This window comes from Streptomyces sp. NPDC020597 (assembly GCF_044335095.1).
Taxonomy (GTDB): domain Bacteria; phylum Actinomycetota; class Actinomycetes; order Streptomycetales; family Streptomycetaceae; genus Streptomyces.
This window is the reverse complement of record NZ_JBIRUL010000015.1, coordinates 103,929-124,106: the sequence shown is the minus strand read 5'-3', so window position 1 is coordinate 124,106 and position 20,178 is coordinate 103,929. Positions and strand designations below refer to the sequence as shown.

Genomic DNA, 20,178 nt, shown 5'->3' with positions numbered 1-20,178 from the left:
CCTGGCGGCATGACAACGACAGCGGAAGCGCGCACGCGCAGCGGGCATCTCATGCTCAACAAGGTCCCCGAGGTCACCATCTGGTTCTGGGTGATCAAGATCCTGTGCACCACCGTGGGTGAGAGCTTCGCCGACTGGATCAACATGAAGCTGGGCGTCGGCCTGGTGAACACGGCCTGGATCTTCACCGGGGTGTTCGTAGTGGTCCTGGCCGTCCAGCTGCGGCTGAAGCGGTACGTACCGTTCCCCTACTGGCTGACCGTGGTCGTTGTCAGCGTCACGGGGACCCTGTACACCGACATCCTCACCGACCAGCTCAACGTGCCGCTGTGGATCAGCTCCGCGGTCTTCTCGGTGCTGCTCGCCGTGGTCTTCGGCGTGTGGTGGCTGCGCGAGCGCACGCTGTCGATCCACTCGGTCACCACGCTTCCGCGCGAGTCATTCTACTGGCTCGCCGTACTCGTCACGTTCGCGCTCGGCACCGCGACCGGCGACTGGACCCTCGAGCTCACCGGCTGGAGCCCGGGCGCCTCGGTGCTGCTGCCGCTCGGCCTCATCGCCGCGATCACGCTGCTGTGGAAGTTCGGCGCGAACCCCGTGCTGTCCTTCTGGCTCGCCTACATCCTGACCCGCCCGCTGGGCGCGAACATCGGAGACTGGCTCGCCTCCCCGAAGGTCGCCCAGCCGGGCGAGCCGACCGGCCTCGCGCTGGGCACCTTCACCACCAGCCTGATCTTCCTCGGCCTGATCCTGGCGACCGTGGTCTACCTGACGGTGACGCGCTCGGACGTGACCGAGACCTACGAGGCCGCCCACGCCACCCACACCACCGGCGACCGGCGAAAGGAGCGCGTCGGTCTGGCCGGCTTCGCACTGCTCGCCGTCGCCACCGCGGGCCTGCTGATCTGGGCCCACAGCCAGCCGCACACCGGCCCCGCGCCGGAGGAGGACAACACCTCCGCGGTCCAGATGGCCCCAGGCGAGGCGGTGAAGAAGTTCCCGCCCGCCAAGGTCGCCGCTCTGAAGGCGCTCGCCTCCACCTCGCTCAAGGACGCACGCTCGGGGGACGCGAAGGGTGCGCACACGGCCGCACAGTCGTTGCGTGACCTGTGGGATGCCGACCAGGCCGCCCTGGAGCCGCTGGACGAGACCGGGTGGACCTCCATCGACGCCCAGATGGACAAGGTGCTGGGGACCTTCGGCATCGACCACTCGAACCCGCCGATGCCGCCCGCGCAGCAGGAGAAGGAACTGAGCGCCCTCCTGACGGACATGGGCTGACCGTCCACCCCCCTCCGCGAACCCCGTCGGGGCGGTCCAAGCCGGTGCCGATGGCTCCGACCGCCCCGTGTCCCACAGCAGCACACCGGGCCGACACGTTCCGCGGCCTCACCTCATACCGCCGCGTGCGCGCCCCTGTCGGGCTGTGACACGGCCAGGTAGCCGACGAATCCGATGATCGCCACCGTCCAGGCGAGGGTGACCGGTGCCAGGCCGAGGGCGAGGCCGCCGCGGGTGTGGGGGAGGGCCATCCAGTCGGCGAGGGAGGCTCCGAGGGGGCGGGTGATCACATAGGCGGTCCAGAAAGCGGTCACCGCGCCGAGGGCCCCGAAGCGGTGGGCCAGGGCGGGTACGCAGATGGCGACTGCGAAGAGGGCGACAGAGCCCAGGTAGCCGAAGCCGGCGGTGGCGGTGAGATCGCCCGTGGCGGTGCCGAGGGCGAAGGTTGCCAGGACGGCCGCCCAGTAGAACGCCTCACGGCGCCGCGTCCGGATCGTGTGGATGGAGAGGGTGTGCTCGCTCGCGTACCAGAGGCCGAAGACCGCGGCCAGCATGACGAGGAACGCCGGGGTCGAGACGCCGTACGGCACACCGAGGCCGACGTGCAGGACATCGGCGGCCATGGTGCCGAAGACGCTGACCATGACGACGGCGGTCCAGTAGGCCCAGGCGACATACCGGCGGACCGTGAACTGCACGGCCAGGGACGCCGCGAGGGCGAGGCCGCCGAGCGCCACCGCCGGGATCGGGCCGAGCGTGCGGGCCAGGAGGTCCGATGCCGTCTCGCCCATGCCGGTGGTCAGCACCTTGATGATCCAGAAATAGACGGTCACCTCCGGCACCTTGTTCGCCAGTCGGCGTGCGGGGGTGAGGGGGCGCTCGTCGAGGACAGGTTCCGCGGTCATGATCCGCACGATCGCACTCCGAGCATGAACGCAACCTGAACGGTCCCCTACGCCGTTCGGGCCTCCCGCGTGGGCTGCGGCCCGCCCTCCCCTCACCGTGGACAGGGATGAGGGAGACGACTCCTCTCACCCGTCTCCAACCGACGAGCCGTACGGCGAATTGACCTCCTACGACGTGTAGGAGCTCATGCTTCCGGGGCGCGTGACGACGAAAGGTGCAGGATGGCCGACGGCTCGAACGTCACGATGACCGGTGCCATCCGCACCGGCTGCCCGCCCTGGTCGGCCCGGCCTCGGCGCCGGTGGGGCGAACCTTGGCTCGCGGCGGTCGCGGGGGCTTTCACACTCGCCCAGCTCGTCCTCGTACGACCGGATCTTGGTCTCGGCTGGGACGAGACGGTCTACGTCAGCCAGGTCAGCGGCCAGGTTCCCGCCGCCTTCTTCAGCGCGCCCCGCGCCCGCGGCATCTCTCTGCTCGCCGCGCCGATCGCGTCGTGGTCCGACTCCACCGCCCTCCTCAGGATCTACCTGGCGGTCCTCTCCGGTCTGGCCCTTTACTTCGCCCTGCGCGTCTGGCGAGCCCAGGTCATGCCGCGCGTCCTGGCGCTGGCGGGTGCCCTGTTCGCCTCCCTCTGGGTGACCCTGTTCTACGGCCCGCAGGCAATGCCCAACTACTGGGTCGCCCTCGGCGCCCTGGCCTGCGTCGGCTGCTTCCTGCGTGCCCGCGCGGACTCAGGGGACCGGGCAGGACTGTGGGGTGTGTTCGCGGGCGCGGCACTGATGGCGTGGATGCGCCCGATGGACGCCGTCTACGTGGTGCTTCCCCTGCTCGCCCTCGCCCTGCGCCGCCCCCGCCTCCTCGTCGTACTGGCCGCCGGCCTGCTGGCAGGTGCTGGTGAGTGGGTGATCGAGGCGTACGTGAGCTACGGCGGCCTCGCGCAACGCCTCTCCGACGCCTCCCGCATCCAGGGCGGTCTCGGTCTGCACCTGGCGGTCGTCGACCAGTGGCACAGTCTCGGCGGGCGTACCCTTTGCCGTCCCTGCACCGGATCGGCCCCCAACCTGGTGGAGACCCTGTGGTGGTTCGCGCTGCCCGTCCTCGCCGCGCTCGGCGCCGTCCGCGCCCGCCGCGCCCTGCCCGTCCTGCTGCCGCTGGCCTGCGCGGCCACGGCCGCCGTCCCCTACCTGTTCCTCATCGGCTACGCGGCCCCCCGCTTCCTGCTGCCCGCCTACGCCCTGCTCGCCCTCCCCGTCGCCCATGGCCTCGCTCACCTGGTCAGCACCCCACGTCGGAGGACCGGGCGCACCGTCGCTGTGGGCCTCGTCGCATCCTGCCTTGCGGCTCATCTGGCCGTGCAGTACGTCGTCCTGGAACGTACTCTGCGAAGTTCCGCCGCGACCCGTGACAACTGGTTCCGCACCGCCTCGGCCCTCCACACGCTCGGCGTACGGCCGCCGTGCCTGCTCAGCGGCTACGAGGCCGTGCCCATCGCCTTCTACACCGGTTGCGGCTCGGCACAGACCGACGGCCACGACACCAGCACCACCGCGGCCGCACTGGCCCGGGCCGCCCACCGGACCCCCCTCGCCGTCCTCACCCGGTCCGGCGACCGCCCGCCCGCCTACGCGCGTACCTGGTCCATGGAGCGGGCCGGCGTTCTCCACGCCTACGTCGCTCCCTTCGTCCGGCAGGGGCGGTGACCGTGGTGACCGTGTCCGACAGCGTGACCGCGACCGCGGGCAGGCGCCCGTACGTCCGGCTGGGCATCACCCTCGCGGTGCTCGTCACCGCCGGCGGCACCCTCGCGGCGCACCGGGCCACCCTCGACAGCGGTACCGACCAACTGGCCGCCGCCGACGGGGAATGGCTCGTGCTCGCCTGCTTCGCCACTCTCGCCACGTGGGTGTGCTCGGCTGTGGCGCAGCAGGGGGCGGTCGTCGAGCGGCTGCCGAAGGGACGGCTGGTGGCCGCTCAGCTCGCGGCGTGCGCCGCCAACCACATCCTGCCCGCGGGAGCAGGGGCGAGCTTGGTCAACCTGCGGTTCCTGACGCGGTGCGGCCTGTCCACCAGGCGCTCGGCGACCGCGCTGGCGGTGAAGGCGGCTGTCGGCGGGATCGTCCGGTGCGTGCTGGGTGTCGTCCTGCTGGTGGCGTCACCGGGCGCTGTCCCGCTGTCGGAGCGGGTCCCGCACGTGCTGGTCCTGGTGCCGGTGGTGGGGGCGGCCGTCGGGGCGGCGTTGATGGCCAGCGGTCGGATCAGGCGGGCGGTGGGGCGGGCCGTGACCGACGTGCGGGAGGTGCATCGCTCCCGAGGGCGGGCCTGCGCGCTGTGGGGCGGCTCGGTCGCGTTCGCGTTGCTGCACGCGGCTGTGGTCGTGGCCGTGGTCCACGCGCTCGGGCTCGCGTTGCCCACGAGCCATGTGGTGATGGCGTACCTTGTGGCCAGCGGGGCGGCGGCTCTGCTTCCCACGCCCGGTGGACTGGGGTCGCTGGACGCCGCGCTCGCCTTCGCGCTCACGGCCGCCGGAGCGCCGGGGCAGACGGCGATCTCGGCGGTCATCGGTTACCGCCTGCTCACCGGCTGGCTGCCGATGGCACCGGGACTGCTGGTCCTGGGGTTGCTTGCCCGCCGGTCGGCGCTCTGAGACGGCGGAACGCCCTCACTCGGTCGCCTCCAGCGGCCCCGCACGTCCCTGTCCTCAGCGACGCGGCAGCCGTTTCATCGGCCACCTCGCCTTGCGCGGCGATCCCGTCGGCGCGCTGGCTACCGGGCGGTGCAGGTGATCGCGGGCGATGAGTTCGAGCGTCACCGCGACCGCGACGGACTGCACTGTCATGAGCGCGATCAGGACGAACAACTGCACCGCCCCGGCCATCACGGGACTCGCCCCTGCCATCAGCATGCCGACGAAAGCACCAGGGAGGGTGACCAACCCCACCGTCCGAGTCTGGTCGAGGCCGGGCAGCAGTGCCTCCGATGCCGCCGGCCGTGCGATCTCCATCCGTGCGTCCCGGTCCGGGAAGCCCAGGGCCATCGCGGCTTCCACCTCCCCATGGCGCTGGGTCAGTTCGTCCAGGGCACGACGTCCGGCGAGGACGGTCACCGTGAGTGCGCCGCCGATGAGGATGCCCGTGATCGGGATCAGTGCTATGCCCCGCAGCGGGACGAGCCCCGTCAGCAGCAGGACCGCGACGACCGGAACCACGCCTGCGGCGATCGGGGCGGCCGTGAGCCACCAGGTGTGGTCGCTGGTGATCCTCCGTCCGGCCGTACGCACCGCCACCGAGAACATGACGACCAGGAAGGCCAACAGCCCTGCCACGGACTTGACGGCCCACGTGATGACCACCGACACGACGGCCAGCTGGGTCGCGGCCCTCAGTCCGGCAACGATGATCTCCCGGGCTCGGCTCCGGTACGGGTGCGGGTCGAGACGGAACCGCGCCGCGACCACGGCCGCCGCCAGGAGCAGAGCGGCGAGCAGGACGCCGAGGGTGATGTCGACCGGTACGAGGGATGTCGCACTCGACGTCACGTTCCCCACCTGTCCTTGCTCGCGGACACGTCAGCCGATTCTCAACCCACCGGATCCGGCGGCCGGTCCAGCCGGTATCCATGCCCTCGCAGCGTAGTGATCTCCGGCAGGCTGACAGGACCGCCCCTGGCCTGCGCCGCCTCGGTCAGGCTGCGCCGCAGACCCGCCATCGTCACATCGAGAGTCTTGGTGGGCCCGAACCAGTTCTCGTCCCACACCTCGGCCATCAACGTCTCCCGCGACACCGCCTCGCCGACCCGCTCGGCCAGCACCGCGAGCAGGTCGAACTCCTTGGCCCGCAGGGGGATCTCGACACCGTGCAGCGCGCATCGGCGGGCGGAGACGTCGACGACCAGATCGCCCAGCCGCACCGGCTTCCGGACCGGGGCGGCCACTGCCTGCCGCCGCAGATGCGCTCGCAGCCGGGCGAGCAGCACGGTCATGCTGAACGGCTTGACGAGATAGTCGTCGGCCCCGGCATCCAGTCCGGCGATGACGTCGATGTCCTCGGTCCGCGCGGTCAGCACCACGATCAGCAGATCGGGCAGGCGGGCCCGCAGATCCCGGGCCACGTCCAGACCGTCCATGTCGGGCAGTCCCAGGTCCAGCAGCAGCACGTCGTACGGTGCCCGCGCGGCCTCGGCCAGGGCGCCCGCCCCCGTACGGCACCAGGTCGGCGCGTACTCGTGGCCGCGCAGGCCGGCTTCCAGATGGCGGCCGATGGTGTCGTCGTCCTCGACGACGAGGACACGGTGGTGGTGGGCCGGTGCGGCGGGCGTGCGCATGGACGACAGCCTAGGAGCGGACAGGGCGACGAGCCCGTCGCGCGCGGGGAGTGTTCACAGGTCGCGGAGCTCCTCCACGGCGGGGCGTCGGGTCCTGCGGATGCCGTTGAGGGCCGCGGCGACGATGGCGGCGACGGCGGCGGCGCCGGTGAGTGCGAGGTAGGCGCCGGGGACCGAGAGGCCCGCGGGTGGCGGATCGAAGACGCCGGTCAGGACCTTGACCAGCATCTGTGACAGGGCCCAGCCGATCAGGGCGCCTCCGGCGAGACCGCCGGCGGCCAGCAGCAGGGCCTCGGCGAGGACCATGCCGCGCAGGTGACGTGCCCGCGCGCCGAGGACCGTGGCGATGGCGAAGGTACGGCGGCGTTCGGCGAGTCCGAGGGCGAGGACGAGCCCGCCGGCTCCCGCAGCCAGCAGCACCGCGAAGGCGAGTTCGATGCGCGTCAGGCCCGCCAGGTCGACCGAGGTCAGGCTGGTGCCGACGGTGCCGCGGGTCTGGGTGAGGTCGGTGACGCTGGCACCTGTGCCGAGCTGCCCGCGCAGCTGTGCGGCGATCTGCTTCTGGTGGCTGCCGCCGGTGTCGAGGAGGAAGGCGCCCACCGCGTCGCTGCCAGTGGCCTTGGCGACGTAGGAGGCGTTGGCGACGAAGAAGCTGTCCTTGGGCGCGGTGGGGAACTCCTTGGCGATGCCCGCGTAGTGGAAGGGGACCGTGTGCAGGGCCTTGGTGCGGGCGTCCTGGACGCGCAGATTGACGGTGTCGCCGGGGGAGAGCTGGAAATCCTTGGCGGTCTCGACGCTGACCAGGAGGTTGTCCGGATGCTGGGCAAGGCGTTGCATCAGCTGCCGGGCGGTTCCTCCGGCGAAGTACGCGTCCTGGAGCGACGTGGCCCCGGCGATGGTGTCCGGGCGGACGCCGTAGAGGTCCTGAAGATCGGAGCCGACATAGGCGAAGCGGTGCTGAAGGGGTTCGACGTGGCGGACACCCGAGATCTTCAGGGCCGCTCCGGAAGCAGGCGGGACCCGGGCCCCGGGCGGTTCGGTGACGGTGACGTCGGCGCCGTTGGTCAGCCGGGCGTCGACCTCGGCCTGCTGGTGGTACGTGGCGTTGAAGACGGCGGTGGACACGGCGAAGGAGACGGCCAGGGCGAGCAGCACCACCGAGCGGGCGAGCGGTCGCCGGCGCCGGGTCAGTACGGCCGCGGTGGTCCCGGCCAGGGTCGCGGTCAGCGGGCGGGCCAGCCTGGTCAGCACGGCACGGCCACGGGTGAGGACCAGCAGGGTCAGGCGCCACAGCAGCAGGGCCGCGCCGATCCACAGCAGGGCGGGGCCGAGGAAGGCCCAGTACGACACGGAGATGCTGGGAACGCCCTCGGGGGCGAGGACCAGCGCGTACTGGTTGCCGGAGGAGGCACGGAAGACCAGCCACGAGCCGATCAGGAGCACGAAGTCCAGGCCGTACCGTAGCCACCAGGGCGACCGGGAGGGGCGTACGCCCTCCTGTTTGCGGGTGTCGGCGACGGTGACCGAGCGCAGGTCCCGCAGCGCGGGGACGAGAACGGCACCGGCGGCCACCGCGGCTCCCAGGACGAAGGCGATCGCGTACCAGACGACCCACTGCCCCGCGCTCGCGCCGAACGAGGCCGCACCGAACGCGAGACGGCCGGTGAGCGCCGCGACACCCAGCCCCGCCAGGCCCCCGGCGAGGCCGATGAGGGAGGCTTCCAGGCTCGCAAGGCCGGTGATCTGACGGGGCCGCAGCCCGCGAAGTCGCAGCAACCCCTGTTCCTGGCGCCGCCGTTCACCGCCGGCCGAGGCGACCGCCGCCGTCAGCGCGGCCGCCAGGACCGCGCCCGGCACGCCGAGGAAGAGGAAGAGGATCTGGGCGTACAGGGCGTCCTGGCGGGCGGAGTCGAGGGCGGCGCCGATGTTGTTGCCGACCAGGGCGGTGCCTGCCGAGCGAGCCTCCAGGTTGTGGGCGGCACCGGTGACCGAGGAGAACGCGGCGGCCGGGTCGGAGGGCAGCCCGGTGTTGCCGCGGGCGGCGTGGATCTGGGTGGTCACGGCCGTGGCACCGCGGGTGAGGGAGGCGAACCGGGCGGCGGGCAGCAGGACGACGTTGTCCGGGGGCGCGGTCGGCTGCGACTGGCTGGGGGCGCCGACGGTCTGGAAGAGGGAGTCGGCCTGGGGCAGGTCGACCACGCCGTCCACCTTGATCTGGCGCGTGCCGGCACCGGGAAGCTGGATGCCGATGGTGTCGCCCGGGGCGGCGTGCAGGTTGGAGGCGGTCTGCTGGGCCAGCAGGACGCCGGTGGAGGAGCCCGACAGCGTACGGACGGCGTCCGGGAAGCGGGCACGGTAGCCGTCGGGCAGCCCGAGGGCGACACCGGGGCCGGTGGTCTGGGTGCTGCCCTGCACACGGGCCGTGAAGCCGCTGGTGTGGGCGAAGCCGACGGGCAGCGCGGTGCGGGTGCCGGGAGTCTTCTGGACGAGCGACAGGACGGCGTTCGGGTCGGCGCCGGGCTGCACCTGGACCTGCCAGTCCACGGCGACCGAGCGCAGGGCGCGCTGGGTCATGGTCGCCTTGGACGCGGTGAGGAAGGAGCCGAGCGCGGCGACGAGGGCGACCGCGAGCGTGACGCCTGCCAGGGCGGCCAGCAGCCGACCTGTGCGGTGGCGGGCCAGGCCGTGCGCCCATGCGGTGATCATGACACCTCCTCGGGTGCGAGCAGCCGTCCGTCGTGCATGCTGCGCCGGACGGCGAGCCGGGCAGCGACGGCCGGATCGTGGGTGGTGACGACGAGGGCCGCACCGGTGTGGTCGGCGGCCGTCAGCAGGGCGTCCAGGACACGGGCGCCGGTGGCGTGATCGAGGCGGCCGGTGGGTTCGTCGGCGAGGATCAGGCGAGGCGCCTGGGCCAGCACCCGGGCGGCGGCCACCCGTTGGGCCTGGCCGCCGGAGATCTCCTCGGGCAGCCGTTCGGCGAGGTCGGCGGCGTCCACCCGGGCGAGCGCGGCGAGCGCGGCCCGCCTGGCCTCGTCCTCCGCGCAGTCGGTGAGGACCAGGGGCAGGGCGGTGTTCTCTGCCACGTTCAGGGCGGGGATCAGGCTGTCGCCCTGGAAGACGAGGCCGATGTCGTACGGCCCGAGGGAGGCGGCGCGGGTGACGGTGCCGCTGGTGGGCTGTTCGAGTCCGGCGATCAGATGGAGCAGCGAGCTCTTGCCCGATCCCGAGGGGCCGACCACCGCGAGCCGGTCCCCGGCCCGGATCGTCAGGCCGGCGCCGTGCACGGCCACCACCGCCTGGACTCCCCGGCCGAAGGTCAGGGCCGCGTCCGTGCAGCTGACGAGCACGTCATCCGACGACATCGTGTGCCTCCTCGCGGTCGTTCGGCGGCGGGGCACCGGTGGCCCTGCCGTCCGTCAGGGTGATCACCCGGTCCGCGACCCGGACCGCCTCCGCGCTGTGCGTGACGAGCAGCACCGCGCAGCCTTCCGCGGCCCGCTCCCGCAGCAGCGAAAGCACCAACTGTTCTGTCTCGCCGTCGAGTTCGCCGGTCGGTTCGTCGGCGAGCAGCACGGCAGGCGCGTTGGCCAGGGCGACGGCGAGCCCAGCCCGCGCCAGCTCGCCACCCGACAGCTGCCGGGGCAGGGCACGTGCCCGCCCGGCCAGCCCGACCTGCGCCAGCAGGGTCTGGGCCGGGACGGGGGCCCTGCGGCCCTGCGCCCGCTGCGGCAGGCGGACGTTGTCGAGCACGTTCAGGTGGGGCAGCAGATTGCGGGTCTGCAGCAGGACGCCGATGTGGCGGGCGCGCAGCCGGGCCCGCTCGGCCTCCGGCCGGTGGCTGATCCGTATGCCGCTCACGTGGACCTCGCCGCCGGAGGGTTCGTCGAGTCCGGCCAGGCACGCCAGCAGAGTCGACTTTCCGGCCCCGGAGGGTCCCACCACCGCGACGGTCTCACCGCGTCGCACCGTCAGCGACACCCCGCGCAGCGCGAGCGTCTCCTCCTCGCCGGCCCGATAGAAGCGGTACAGCTCTCGGGCGGTCAACACATCGTCGGCCGGGCCGCGGGAGTCGTACGAGTCGACCGGCATCGCGCTCACCGCCACGCGAAGGAGTCGCTGACGATGCGCCATGGATCGACGTTGTCCGCATTGACCGGGCCGGACAGGGTCAGGTCGACCTCGTGTCCCGCGCGATAGAAGGCATACCGTTCGAACGCGTCCCGCACGACCTTGCCGGTCACCGGGTCCTTCGCCGAGTCGCCCTGGTAGGTCAGCAGGACCACACGGCCGGCGTGTCGCGTCACCTCAGACACCTTGGGAGCGGCGAACTTCGGTACCTGGGAACGCAGTTGCGGTATCACCTTGCTGGTGACCGAGCCGGTGGTCGGCGCGGCGGCGGAAACCGCCGTGATCTTGACCGTGTTGAGCTTGTCCGTGAACACGGTGGTGCCGCCCTGGCCGGTGCGGGCCCAGCCCTCGGGCACCTTGACCGTGAAGCCGGTGAAGGAACCGCCGCTCGGCCGGTAGGCGACGAAGGCCTGGTTGTCGGGGATGTCCCCGGGAGGGTTGGACTCGGTGGGCGCCGCGTTGTTCTGCCCGCCGCCTCCGGAGGAGGAACCGGCCGGGGACGTCGTCGAACCGGAGCCCGAACCCGTCCCGGAACACCCCGCGGTGACCGCTGCCACCAAGGCCAGTCCGACGACCGCGTACGTCCGTGTGCGTGCTGCCATGACCACTGCCCTCCAGGGGAGTCCTCGGACCAGTAGATCCACAGCACCGACGCTAGGGAGAGGCCGGTTAACGCCTTGCTCGCCGCGGGTTAGAGGACGGCAAAACCGTGTGGCGCAGCACGTCCGCCCAGGTGAACGGCCCGCATGATGGGGTCATGAGACAGCGTGTGGTGCGAGTCGCCCTGACCGCCGCTCTGGTCGCCGTCGTCCTCCTCGCCGTCCCGCTCGCCCTGGCCATCAGGTCGTCCCTGTACGCCGACCAGCGCGACACCCTGGAGCGGTCCGCCCTGGCCGCGGCCGTACGCGTGAGCCCGGACTACGCGACCGGCGACCCGGCGGAACTGCCGAGCCCCCCGGCAGGCGGCCACCTCGGTCTGTACGACCCGCAGTCGCGGCTGCGGGCGGGCAGCGGCCCCCGTTCGGGCGACGCCCCGGTCCGTCGAGCCTTGGGCGGTGAGGCCGTACGGGGCCACTCGGGCGGCGACCTGGTGGTCACCGTGCCCGTCTCCCACGCCGAGCAGGTGATCGGCGTCGTGCGGGTCTCGTCCCCTGCAGCCTCCGTGCGCGACCGCGTCCTCGTCGCGTGGGCGGTGCTGCTGGGGGTGGCGGTGTTGGCGCTGGCCGTCGCGGTGGTCGTGGCCCGCCGTCAGGCACGGGCCCTAGCAGCCCCGTTGGAGGATCTGTCCCGCCACTGCCGGGCCGTGACCGAGGGCGACCTGAACGCCCGTGCCGCCCCCAGCAGCATCGGCGAGATCGACCAGGTCGCCCGCACCCACAACGAGATGCTGCACAGCCTCTCCGAACTCCTCCGTCACGAACGCGACTTCACCGCCAACGCCTCCCACCAGCTGCGCACCCCCCTCACCGGTCTGCAACTCGCCCTGGAGGCGGGCCTCGCCGAGGACGACGACGCCGGGCTGCGACCCGTCCTGACCGAAGCACTGGCCACCACCCACCGACTGCACCACACGGTGGAGGAGGTGCTGCGTCTGTCGGGTGCCAGCAAGGTGTCCCCCTCCGCCGCCGGGAAGATCGCGGTGGGGCAACTGCTGCGGGACGCCGAGGCACGCTGGCACGGCCTGTTCGCCAGGGACGGCAGACGCCTGGAGTGCGCCGCACGGGACACACCGACCGATGTCCTGGTCCCAGGCGCGCCCGTGTCGGAGGTGCTCGGCATCCTGCTGGACAACGCCCGCGTGCATGGGCGCGGCACCGTCCGGGTCACCGTGCGGGACCTGGAGGACGCCCTCGCCATCGACGTGAGCGACGAGGGTGCCGTGGCGGGCGAGCCGGCCCGGCTGTTCGACCGGGGCCACACCGGGGGCGGACCGGGAGCGGGTATCGGCCTGGCTCTCGCCCGGGACCTGGCCGTCTCGCTCGGCGGCAGGATCTCCCTGGCCAGTGCTCGCCCTGCCACCTTCACTTTGCTCATTCCCGTCGACCGGGACGAGGCACAGGAGTCGTCTGGGTGAGAGGACCGTCCTGCGCCGCCCTCCCGGTCGTGGCTCTCTCACGGACCGGGCTGCTCGACAGGTCTGTGGCCGTCCGTCGGTCTTGAAGAAAAACAGACCTGCTTGATGAAGACACGACCGCTTCTTCCGTGTGCGTTCACACATGTGCCGTTTCCGGTACGCAAGACGCGACTCTGATGGGCCCGCCTCGCAAATCGCCCCAAAGAGCCGGGAGATGTACACATGTCCAGAAGTCATGTCAGACTCGCAGCCGTTCTCGCTGCCGCCGGAGCCCTGACCGGCGTGACCGCCGTCCAGCCCTCGGCGTTCGCCGCCTCCCACCACCAGGCCCCTGCCAAGCACGTCCTGCTGATCTCGGTCGACGGACTGCACCAGTCGGACCTGGCCTGGTACGTCTCCCGGCACCCGAACTCGGCACTGGCGCGGCTGGTCGGCGGCGGCGTGGAGTACACCCACGCCAGGACCACCACGCCGTCCGACTCCTTCCCCGGCATGGTCGCCCAGGCGACCGGTGGCGGCCCCGGCACCACCGGCGTCTACTACGACGACACCTACAACGCGGCGCTCCTGCCCGCCGGGACCACCAGCTGCAAGGCCGTCAAGCCCGGTGTCGAGGTGGACCTCACGGAGGACCTGGACAAGAACCAGGCATCCATCGACGCCGGTCAGGGCCTCACCGGCCTGCCGGACAGTATCCTGTCGATGACGGGCAACCCGGCGAGCCTGATCAACGCCTCCAAGCTGCCGGTCGACCCCAAGACCTGCAAACCGGTCTACCCGCACTCCTACCTCAAGGTGAACACCGTCTTCGAGGTGGCCCGCAGCGCGGGCCTGCGCACCGCGTGGTCGGACAAGCACGCGGCGTACGAAATCCTCAACGGGCCCTCGGGCACCGGCGTCCAGGACCTGTTCACGCCCGAGATCAACAGCGACGCCCTGGGCTACCCGGCCGGCGACGACTGGACCAAGGACAACCAGGCCACGGAACAGTACGACGGCTACAAGGTGAAGGCCGTCCTCAACGAGATCGACGGCTACGACCACAGCCGTACCCACAGGGTCGGCACCCCGGCGATCTTCGGCCTCAACTTCCAGTCGGTGTCCACCGCGCAGAAGCTGCCCGCCTCCGACGGCCTCAAGGGCGGCTATACCGCCAAGAACGTGCCCGGACCGCTGCTGGCGAAGAACCTGGACTTCGTCAACGCGCAGATCGGTGCCCTGACTTCTGAGATCGCCAAGCGGCACCTGGCCGGCAGCACCACGGTCATCCTGTCCGCCAAGCACGGTCAGTCGCCCACCGACCCCACCGCGCTCACCCGGATCGACGACGGCCCGCTGCTGGACGGACTCAACGCCGCCTGGAAGCAACTCCATCCCGCCGCCGGTGATCTGGTCGCGCACTCCGTGGACGAGGACGCGATGCTGCTCTGGCTGACCGACCGCTCGCAAGCCGCCACCGAGTTCGCAAAGAGGTACCTGCTGGCGCAGAGCGGCACCGGCACCGACATCAACGCCGCGCCCAGGACCTTCACCCGCAGCGGGCTCAGCAAGGTCTACGCAGGGAAGGCCGCGGCCCACTACTTCCACGTCGAAGCCGGCGACACCCGTGTCCCGGACATCTTCGGCCTCGCGCAGTACGGCGTCGTCTACACCGGCGGCACCAAGAAGATCGCCGAGCACGGCGGCGCCCACGCTGACGACCTCGACGTTCCGCTGGTGGTGTCGGGCGCCTCGGTTCCGGACGGCGTGCGCGACTCCGCGAGCGTGCAGACCAAGCAGATCGCACCGACGATCCTGAGCCTGCTCGGTCTGAACCCCCGCTCTCTGCAGGCTGTGCGCGAGGAGCACACCAGGGTGCTGCCGGTCCGCTGACGACCTCGCTCGTTCGGGGCTACGGAACTTCGGGATGACGACAGCTCGCCGCCCAGGTGGAAGTCACCTGGGCGGCATCGTGCCGGGTAGGAGAATCAGCCGGTCGGTCCTGCCGGGGTCGTGGTGGTCTTGAAGCCCTCGGTCTTGTTGGCCTGGAGGGCGAACTTGTTGGTGAACGTCTTGCTGAGATCCACCGAGCCCTTCACGTTGCCGACCAACTGTTCCGTCGCCAGGGAGGTCTTCGGGCCGCCGGCCGGCATGATGCCGTCCGGGAGGAACTGCCCCTTGTCCTGGGTCAGGGCCGTGATGTAGTCGGCCTTGCTGACCAGTTGGTTCGACACGAATGATGTCGGCAGCTTGTTCGCTATGTCGGCCGCGCTGTGGGTGTTGATCCAGTGCATGGTGGCGACGAGCGCGTCGACGACCTTCTGCACGGTGTCCTTGTGCGAGTTCACCCAGTCGGTGCGGGCGAGCACGCCGGCCGCGGGATAGGCGCCGCCCATCGCCGCTGTCGCGCCCTGCGTGGTGGCCAGGTCGATCGCGGACGTCCCCACGCCTTTCTTCTCGATCGCGGCGACCGTCGGCTGTGTCGTCATGACGCAGTCGACCTTGCCGTTCTGCAGCGCGGCGATGGCCGTGGAGCCCGCGCCGACCCCGATCCGGTGGAACTGGCCGGTCTTGACACCCTTCTTCGCGGCCAGGAACTGGGTGAGGGTGTCGGTTCCCGAGCCCAGGTCGGTGACGCCGAGGGTCTTGCCCTTGAAGTCGGCGCCCGAAGTGACGCCCGACTTCTTGGTGCACATCTCGCGCTCGCCCGGCGCGCCGGAGAGCTGGACGACGTCCTCGACCGCCTTGCCCTTGGCCTGGAACTCGATGGTGTGGTTGTACCAGGCGCCGGCCATGTCGACCTGCCCCGAGGCCATGGCCTCCTCAGCGCCGACGCCGCCGTCCTGCTCGGTGCTGAGCTGGACGTCGACGCCGTACTTCTTGTAGAAGCCCAGCTGCTGGGCGAGCTGGTACGGCAGGTAGATCTGCTTGTCGAGGCCGCCGGCCATGAGCTTGACGGTCGGCGTGGAGCCCGAACTGCTGGTTGAGGCCGAGGAGTTGCCGGAACAGGCGCTGACTCCGCCGAGGGCGAGGACGGTGAGGAGAGACGCGGCGACGGCGACGGGTCGTCTGGGCATGGCTGGCCACATTCCTTTTGCTAGGTGGAACAGAGGAGGGGAGACAGGGGGTCAGAGGGCGTTCGAGGCCTCGGAGGGGGCCGGCGGCCGCCAGGACAGCAGCCGGTGTTCGAGCTTGCCGATCAGCCACTCGGCGCCGAGCACGATGACCGAGATGACGAGCATCGTGGCGAACACGCCGTTGGGGTCGAAGTTGTTCTGCGCGGTCTTGATGACCAGGCCAAGGCCGCTCTGCGCGCCGAGCACCTCGCCGACCAGCGCGCCGACGATGGCGAAACCGAAGGCGCTGTGCAGGCTGGCGATGATCCAGGTCAGCGCGGACGGCACGATGACGTGCCGGATGATCTGCATCTGCGAGGCGCCGAGCACCTTGGCATTGGCCAGGATGTTGCGGTCCACCTCACGCACGCCCTGGAAGGCGTTGAAGAAGACGATGAAGAAGACCAGTACCGCGGCGAGCAGGATCTTGGGCAGCACGCCGATGCCGAACGCGACGATGAAGATCGAGCCGAGGACGATGCGCGGGATCGCGTTGACCATTTTGATGTAGGGGCCGAGGACGTCGGAGAGGTAGCGGCTCTGACCGAGGGCGACACCGAAGACCACTCCGGTGACGGCTCCGAGGGCGAAGCCGGCGAGCGCCTCCTGGATCGTCGTCCAGATATTGGCGTAGAAGGACCCGAACTCGGTGCCCTGCTGGAAGAGGTCGACCAGCCGTTTGGCGATGCCGGAGGGCTGCCCGAAGAAGAACGGGTCGACGATCCCCCAGGTCGTGAAGGCCTGCCAGCCGCCGACGACGAGGACCGCGAGGCCGATACGGCCCGCCCACACCAGGGCGACGCGGCGCCGCAGAGCGCGCTTGGCGGCCAACGCGCCCGAGCCTGGCGCGCCGACCTTGACGGGAGCGGGCGAAACAGCGGACGTCGTGCTCATGCGGTACCTCCTGCGGTGCGTGCGTAGGCGCGCTCCACCTCCTCGCGCAGCGAGTCCCAGATCTGGTGCTGGAGTTCGATGAACCGCGGCTGGAAACGGATCTCCTGGACCGAGCCGCGTGGACGGGGCAGGTCGATGTCGAAGACCGCCTTGACCGAGCCGGGGCTGGACGTCATGACGACGACCCGGTCGGCGAGCGCCACCGCCTCGTCGAGGTCGTGGGTGATGAAGATGACCGACGGGCGGATCTGCTCCCACAGACCGAGCAGTTCGGTCGACATGATGGCCTTGGTCTGCACGTCCAGGGCGCCGAACGGCTCGTCCATGATCAGGATCCGGGGTTCGTTGATCAGCGCCGCGGCCATCGCCACGCGCTTGCGCATGCCGCCGGAGAGCTGGTGCGGGTAGCGGTCCTCGAACCCTGACAGACCCACCCGGCGCAGCCAGTCGCGCGCCGAGGCCTGGGCCTGCTGCTTGGGCACCCTGCGGAAGACCGGGCCCATCAGCACATTGCCCAGGACGGTCTTCCAGGGCAGCAGGGCGTCGGCCTGGAACATGAAGCTGACGCCGTCGGTGACGCCGCTCACCTCACGGCCGCCGACCTTGACCGATCCCTCACTGGGCCGGTCGAGCCCGGACACCATGCCGAGCGTCGTGGACTTCCCGCAGCCGGTCGGGCCCACCACCGCGCAGAACTGGCCGGGCTCCACGGTGAACGAAACGTCCTGCAGCGCCGTGAACACCTCACCCGCGGGAGTCAGAAATCGTTTGGTGAGTCCGGAAATCTCGACTCGCGCGCTGTCCTGGCCGGATTTCTCGGCGACCGGGCTCATCGCCGCATCGTTTCGCGAAGCCATCTGAGGCTGTCTCCTTCCTGACCTCGGAGGTCGAGGAAGGCAGACGCTAGGGGCCGGCGGGTGTTACGTCGCTGTTTCATCCGTATCCCGCGTTAGTCGTGTTAGCCATGCTTTTGCTCGTTCTGCTCAGCGGCCTGGGGTGGGCAGAAGGCCGGTGCCGGGAGCACAATCACGCCACCACGGGTACGGCGCAGGGGCCGCGCCCGGGCCCCGTACGACAGGCAGAGACACCCGTGAGACGCATCCGTATCCCGATCGGCCGCGGTGGGAAGGGGCGGCTCTCCGCGCGAATTCTGGCCAACCAGCTGGCCATCCTGGCGCTGACCGGGCTGATCGGTTTCGTGCTGTTCGCCTTCGCGCAGCGCGGCGAGATCGACCGTGCCTACGAGAAGCGAGCCCTGGCCATCGCCGAGACCACGGCCGCGGAACCACAGATCCGCCGCGCCATGCAGTACGGGGGCGGTGGCGACGTCGTACAGACGGTGGCCGAGAGGATCCGCAAGGCGTCGGGCGCGTCGTACGTGGTCGTGCTCGACCTGCGCGGTGTCCGCCACTCGCACCCCGACCCGGCACTGGTCGGTGAACCGACGGGGGATCGGATCGTGGTGCTGGACGGCAGGACGCATGTCGGCACCGACCAGGGCGCGACGGGGCGTTCCGCCAACGGCAAGGCCCCGCTGTACGGGCCCACCGGCAAGCTGGTCGCCGAGGTGTCCGCAGGGATCCCCGAGCACTATGTGCTGGGTGAGCTGTGGCGTGAGCTGCCCACCTTCGGCCTGTACAGCGCCATCGCCGTCGCGCTCGGCTCGACGGCCGCGTTCCTGCTGGCCAGACGGCTCAAGCGGACGACGTTCGGGCTGGAGCTGGAGGAGATCGCCGGGCTGTTGCAGGACCGGGAGGCGATGCTGCACGGAATCCGTGAGGGAGTCGTCGCCTTCGACCCGGACGGCCGGATCACGCTGGTCAACGACGAGGCACGCGACCTGCTCGGACTGGGCACCGCGCTCGGCAGCACGCTGGCGGAAGTCCTGCCCGACGGGCGGCTGCGCCGCGCCCTGGACGGCACCCTGGTGGGCAGCGACATCAGCGTGCTCACCGACGACCACTGCCTGGTCGTCAACCGGATGCCGGTCGCCCTCCACGGACGGGAACTGGGCGCCGTGGTCACCGTGCGCGACCGCACCGAGATGATCGGGCTCTTGCGCGAGCTGGACTCGGTGCGCGGGCTGACGGACGCGCTGCGCGCCCAGCAGCACGAGTTCACCAACCGAATGCACACCGTGGCCGGGCTGCTGGACATCGGCGACCACGACGCCGCCTACGAGTTCGCCGTCGACACGGCCGGCGCCGAGCAGGCGCTGACCGAATCCGTACGGGAACGGATCGGCAACCCGCTGCTCGTGGGACTGATCGTCGCCAAGACCACGGTGGCCGCGGAACGCGGGGTGCGGATCGTCCTCAGCGAGGACTCCGCCCTCGGCGAGGACCCGCCGCATCTGCCTCGGCTGCTGACCATCATCGGCAACCTGCTGGACAACGCGATCGACGCGTCCGCGACCGGACCGGCGCCCTCGGGCGGTGCCGAGGTCTGTCTGTCGCTGATCGAGGCCGTCGACGCGGTGCGGGTGGAGGTGGCCGATACCGGCCCCGGCATCCCGCCGGACACCGCCGAGTCCATCTTCGAGGACGGCTGGTCGACCCGTCCGGACCGCGGCACCGCCCGGCGCGGCCTCGGCCTGGCGCTCGTCCACCGGCTGGTGCAGCGGCACGGCGGCACGATTGCCGTCAGTGAAGGGCCCGGCGCAGTCTTCACCGTGATGCTGCCGGTGCCCGATACCGCGCCCGGCCCACGGGGCGCGCTCTTCACGACCGCTTCACCGGTACTGGACGGCGTGGCAGGAGGTGATCGCTGGTGATCCGGACCCTGGTGGTGGACGACGACTTCCGAGTGAGCCGCATCCACTGCGACTACGTGTCCCGCGTCCGGGGCTTCGAGGTGGTCGGCCAGGCAGCGACCGTGGCCGAGGCACTGGCCGCGGTGCGCGACCTCCACCCCGACCTGCTGCTGCTCGACATCTTCCTGCCGGACGGCAGCGGACTGGACGTGCTGCGCCGGCTCAGCGGCGACGAGGGCGGCGACCGCCCCGACGCCATCATGATCACCGCCGACCGGGACATCACCTCGGTACGGATCGCGATGAAGCTCGGCGCCGTCGGATACCTGGTCAAGCCCTTCGGCGCGCCCGACCTCGCCGAGCGGCTCACCGCCTACCGGGAGCTCCAGCACCGTATGGACGCCCTGGAGACGGTCCCCGAGACCGACCAGGCTGACGTGGACGCTCTGTTCAGCGCCGCCCGGCCGCCGGCCGTGCCCCGCGTCCCGGCGAAGGGGCACTCCGCGCCGACGCTTGCCCTGCTGCACCAGACCCTGCGCGGCGCGCACGACGCTCTGTCGGCTGCGGAGGCCGCCGAACGCACCGGCGTCTCCCGCGCCACGGCCCAGCGTTACCTCTCCTACCTGGTCAGGGAGGGCATGGTCCGGCTCGAACTTCGCTACGGGACCACCGGCCGCCCCGAGCACCTCTACCGCATCACGCACTGAGCGGACGTTGTTGTTCAT

At 71.0% G+C, this 20,178-nt stretch carries 17 protein-coding genes; 7 read left to right on the top strand and 10 right to left on the bottom strand.

What is annotated here, in order from left to right; all coding sequences use genetic code 11:
- Positions 1-9 precede the first annotated feature (9 nt).
- Positions 10-1,281 (top strand): hypothetical protein, encoded by a 1,272-nt coding sequence (locus ACH4ZA_RS25105; protein WP_382173943.1) that lies wholly within the window; start codon positions 10-12, stop codon positions 1,279-1,281.
- Between the two features lie 113 nt (positions 1,282-1,394).
- On the opposite strand, the gene ACH4ZA_RS25100 is transcribed toward ACH4ZA_RS25105, so the two are convergent.
- Positions 1,395-2,186: a hypothetical protein gene (locus ACH4ZA_RS25100; protein WP_398431717.1), complete on the bottom strand. Its 792-nt coding sequence runs from the start codon at positions 2,184-2,186 to the stop codon at positions 1,395-1,397.
- A gap of 222 nt (positions 2,187-2,408) precedes the next feature.
- On the opposite strand from ACH4ZA_RS25100, the gene ACH4ZA_RS25095 reads away from it, so the two are divergent.
- The gene (locus tag ACH4ZA_RS25095; protein ID WP_398431716.1) at positions 2,409-3,887 is read left to right on the top strand and encodes a hypothetical protein; all 1,479 of its coding nucleotides are present in this window, start codon (positions 2,409-2,411) and stop codon (positions 3,885-3,887) included.
- Positions 3,888-3,892: 5 nt separating this feature from the next.
- The gene (locus ACH4ZA_RS25090; protein WP_398431751.1) at positions 3,893-4,831 is read left to right on the top strand and encodes a YbhN family protein; all 939 of its coding nucleotides are present in this window, start codon (positions 3,893-3,895) and stop codon (positions 4,829-4,831) included.
- A gap of 54 nt (positions 4,832-4,885) precedes the next feature.
- Here ACH4ZA_RS25090 and ACH4ZA_RS25085 read toward each other — a convergent pair whose 3' ends face one another.
- Genes ACH4ZA_RS25085 through ACH4ZA_RS25060 form a run of 6 tightly spaced genes read right to left on the bottom strand, consistent with a single transcriptional unit; the run spans position 4,886 to position 11,240 of the window.
- Entirely contained in the window at positions 4,886-5,722 is an 837-nt protein-coding gene (locus ACH4ZA_RS25085) for an ABC transporter permease (protein WP_398431714.1), read from the bottom strand.
- A 41-nt stretch (positions 5,723-5,763) separates the two neighbouring features.
- Positions 5,764-6,507 (bottom strand): response regulator transcription factor, encoded by a 744-nt coding sequence (locus tag ACH4ZA_RS25080; protein WP_398431713.1) that lies wholly within the window; start codon positions 6,505-6,507, stop codon positions 5,764-5,766.
- A gap of 54 nt (positions 6,508-6,561) precedes the next feature.
- A complete protein-coding gene (locus tag ACH4ZA_RS25075) occupies positions 6,562-9,213 on the bottom strand; it encodes an FtsX-like permease family protein (RefSeq protein WP_398431712.1) in 2,652 nt (883 codons plus the stop codon).
- Positions 9,210-9,872, bottom strand: coding sequence for an ABC transporter ATP-binding protein (locus ACH4ZA_RS25070; RefSeq protein ID WP_398431711.1), 663 nt, complete (start codon positions 9,870-9,872; stop codon positions 9,210-9,212). The genes ACH4ZA_RS25075 and ACH4ZA_RS25070 overlap by 4 nt, the downstream gene beginning before the upstream one ends.
- On the bottom strand, positions 9,859-10,599 hold the full coding sequence (locus ACH4ZA_RS25065; RefSeq protein ID WP_398431750.1) for an ABC transporter ATP-binding protein: 741 nt from the start codon (positions 10,597-10,599) through the stop codon (positions 9,859-9,861). The genes ACH4ZA_RS25070 and ACH4ZA_RS25065 overlap by 14 nt, the downstream gene beginning before the upstream one ends.
- Positions 10,600-10,604: 5 nt before the next feature.
- On the bottom strand, positions 10,605-11,240 hold the full coding sequence (locus ACH4ZA_RS25060) for a hypothetical protein (protein ID WP_398431710.1): 636 nt from the start codon (positions 11,238-11,240) through the stop codon (positions 10,605-10,607).
- Between the two features lie 155 nt (positions 11,241-11,395).
- Between ACH4ZA_RS25060 and ACH4ZA_RS25055 the strand changes: the two genes are divergently transcribed.
- Together ACH4ZA_RS25055 and ACH4ZA_RS25050 are read left to right on the top strand one after the other, a co-directional pair.
- Complete coding sequence (locus ACH4ZA_RS25055; protein ID WP_398431709.1) at positions 11,396-12,712, top strand: HAMP domain-containing protein; 1,317 nt, start codon at positions 11,396-11,398, stop codon at positions 12,710-12,712.
- Positions 12,713-12,934: 222 nt separating this feature from the next.
- Complete coding sequence (locus ACH4ZA_RS25050; protein WP_398431708.1) at positions 12,935-14,584, top strand: alkaline phosphatase family protein; 1,650 nt, start codon at positions 12,935-12,937, stop codon at positions 14,582-14,584.
- 95 nt (positions 14,585-14,679) lie between these two features.
- On the opposite strand, the gene ACH4ZA_RS25045 is transcribed toward ACH4ZA_RS25050, so the two are convergent.
- The 3 genes from ACH4ZA_RS25045 to ACH4ZA_RS25035 are packed head-to-tail and all read right to left on the bottom strand — an operon-like array spanning position 14,680 to position 17,558.
- The gene (locus tag ACH4ZA_RS25045; RefSeq protein ID WP_398431707.1) at positions 14,680-15,768 is read right to left on the bottom strand and encodes an ABC transporter substrate-binding protein; all 1,089 of its coding nucleotides are present in this window, start codon (positions 15,766-15,768) and stop codon (positions 14,680-14,682) included.
- Positions 15,769-15,819: 51 nt separating this feature from the next.
- Complete coding sequence (locus tag ACH4ZA_RS25040; protein WP_398431706.1) at positions 15,820-16,701, bottom strand: ABC transporter permease; 882 nt, start codon at positions 16,699-16,701, stop codon at positions 15,820-15,822.
- Positions 16,698-17,558: an ABC transporter ATP-binding protein gene (locus ACH4ZA_RS25035; protein WP_398431705.1), complete on the bottom strand. Its 861-nt coding sequence runs from the start codon at positions 17,556-17,558 to the stop codon at positions 16,698-16,700. Before ACH4ZA_RS25035 ends, ACH4ZA_RS25040 begins: the two co-directional genes overlap by 4 nt.
- Positions 17,559-17,791: 233 nt before the next feature.
- Here ACH4ZA_RS25035 and ACH4ZA_RS25030 point away from each other — a divergent pair, with 233 nt between their 5' ends.
- Both ACH4ZA_RS25030 and ACH4ZA_RS25025 read left to right on the top strand, forming a co-directional pair.
- Positions 17,792-19,474, top strand: coding sequence for an ATP-binding protein (locus ACH4ZA_RS25030; protein WP_398431704.1), 1,683 nt, complete (start codon positions 17,792-17,794; stop codon positions 19,472-19,474).
- Positions 19,471-20,160, top strand: a complete 690-nt coding sequence (locus tag ACH4ZA_RS25025; RefSeq protein WP_398431703.1) for a response regulator — start codon at positions 19,471-19,473, stop codon at positions 20,158-20,160. Before ACH4ZA_RS25030 ends, ACH4ZA_RS25025 begins: the two co-directional genes overlap by 4 nt.
- Positions 20,161-20,178 lie beyond the last annotated feature (18 nt).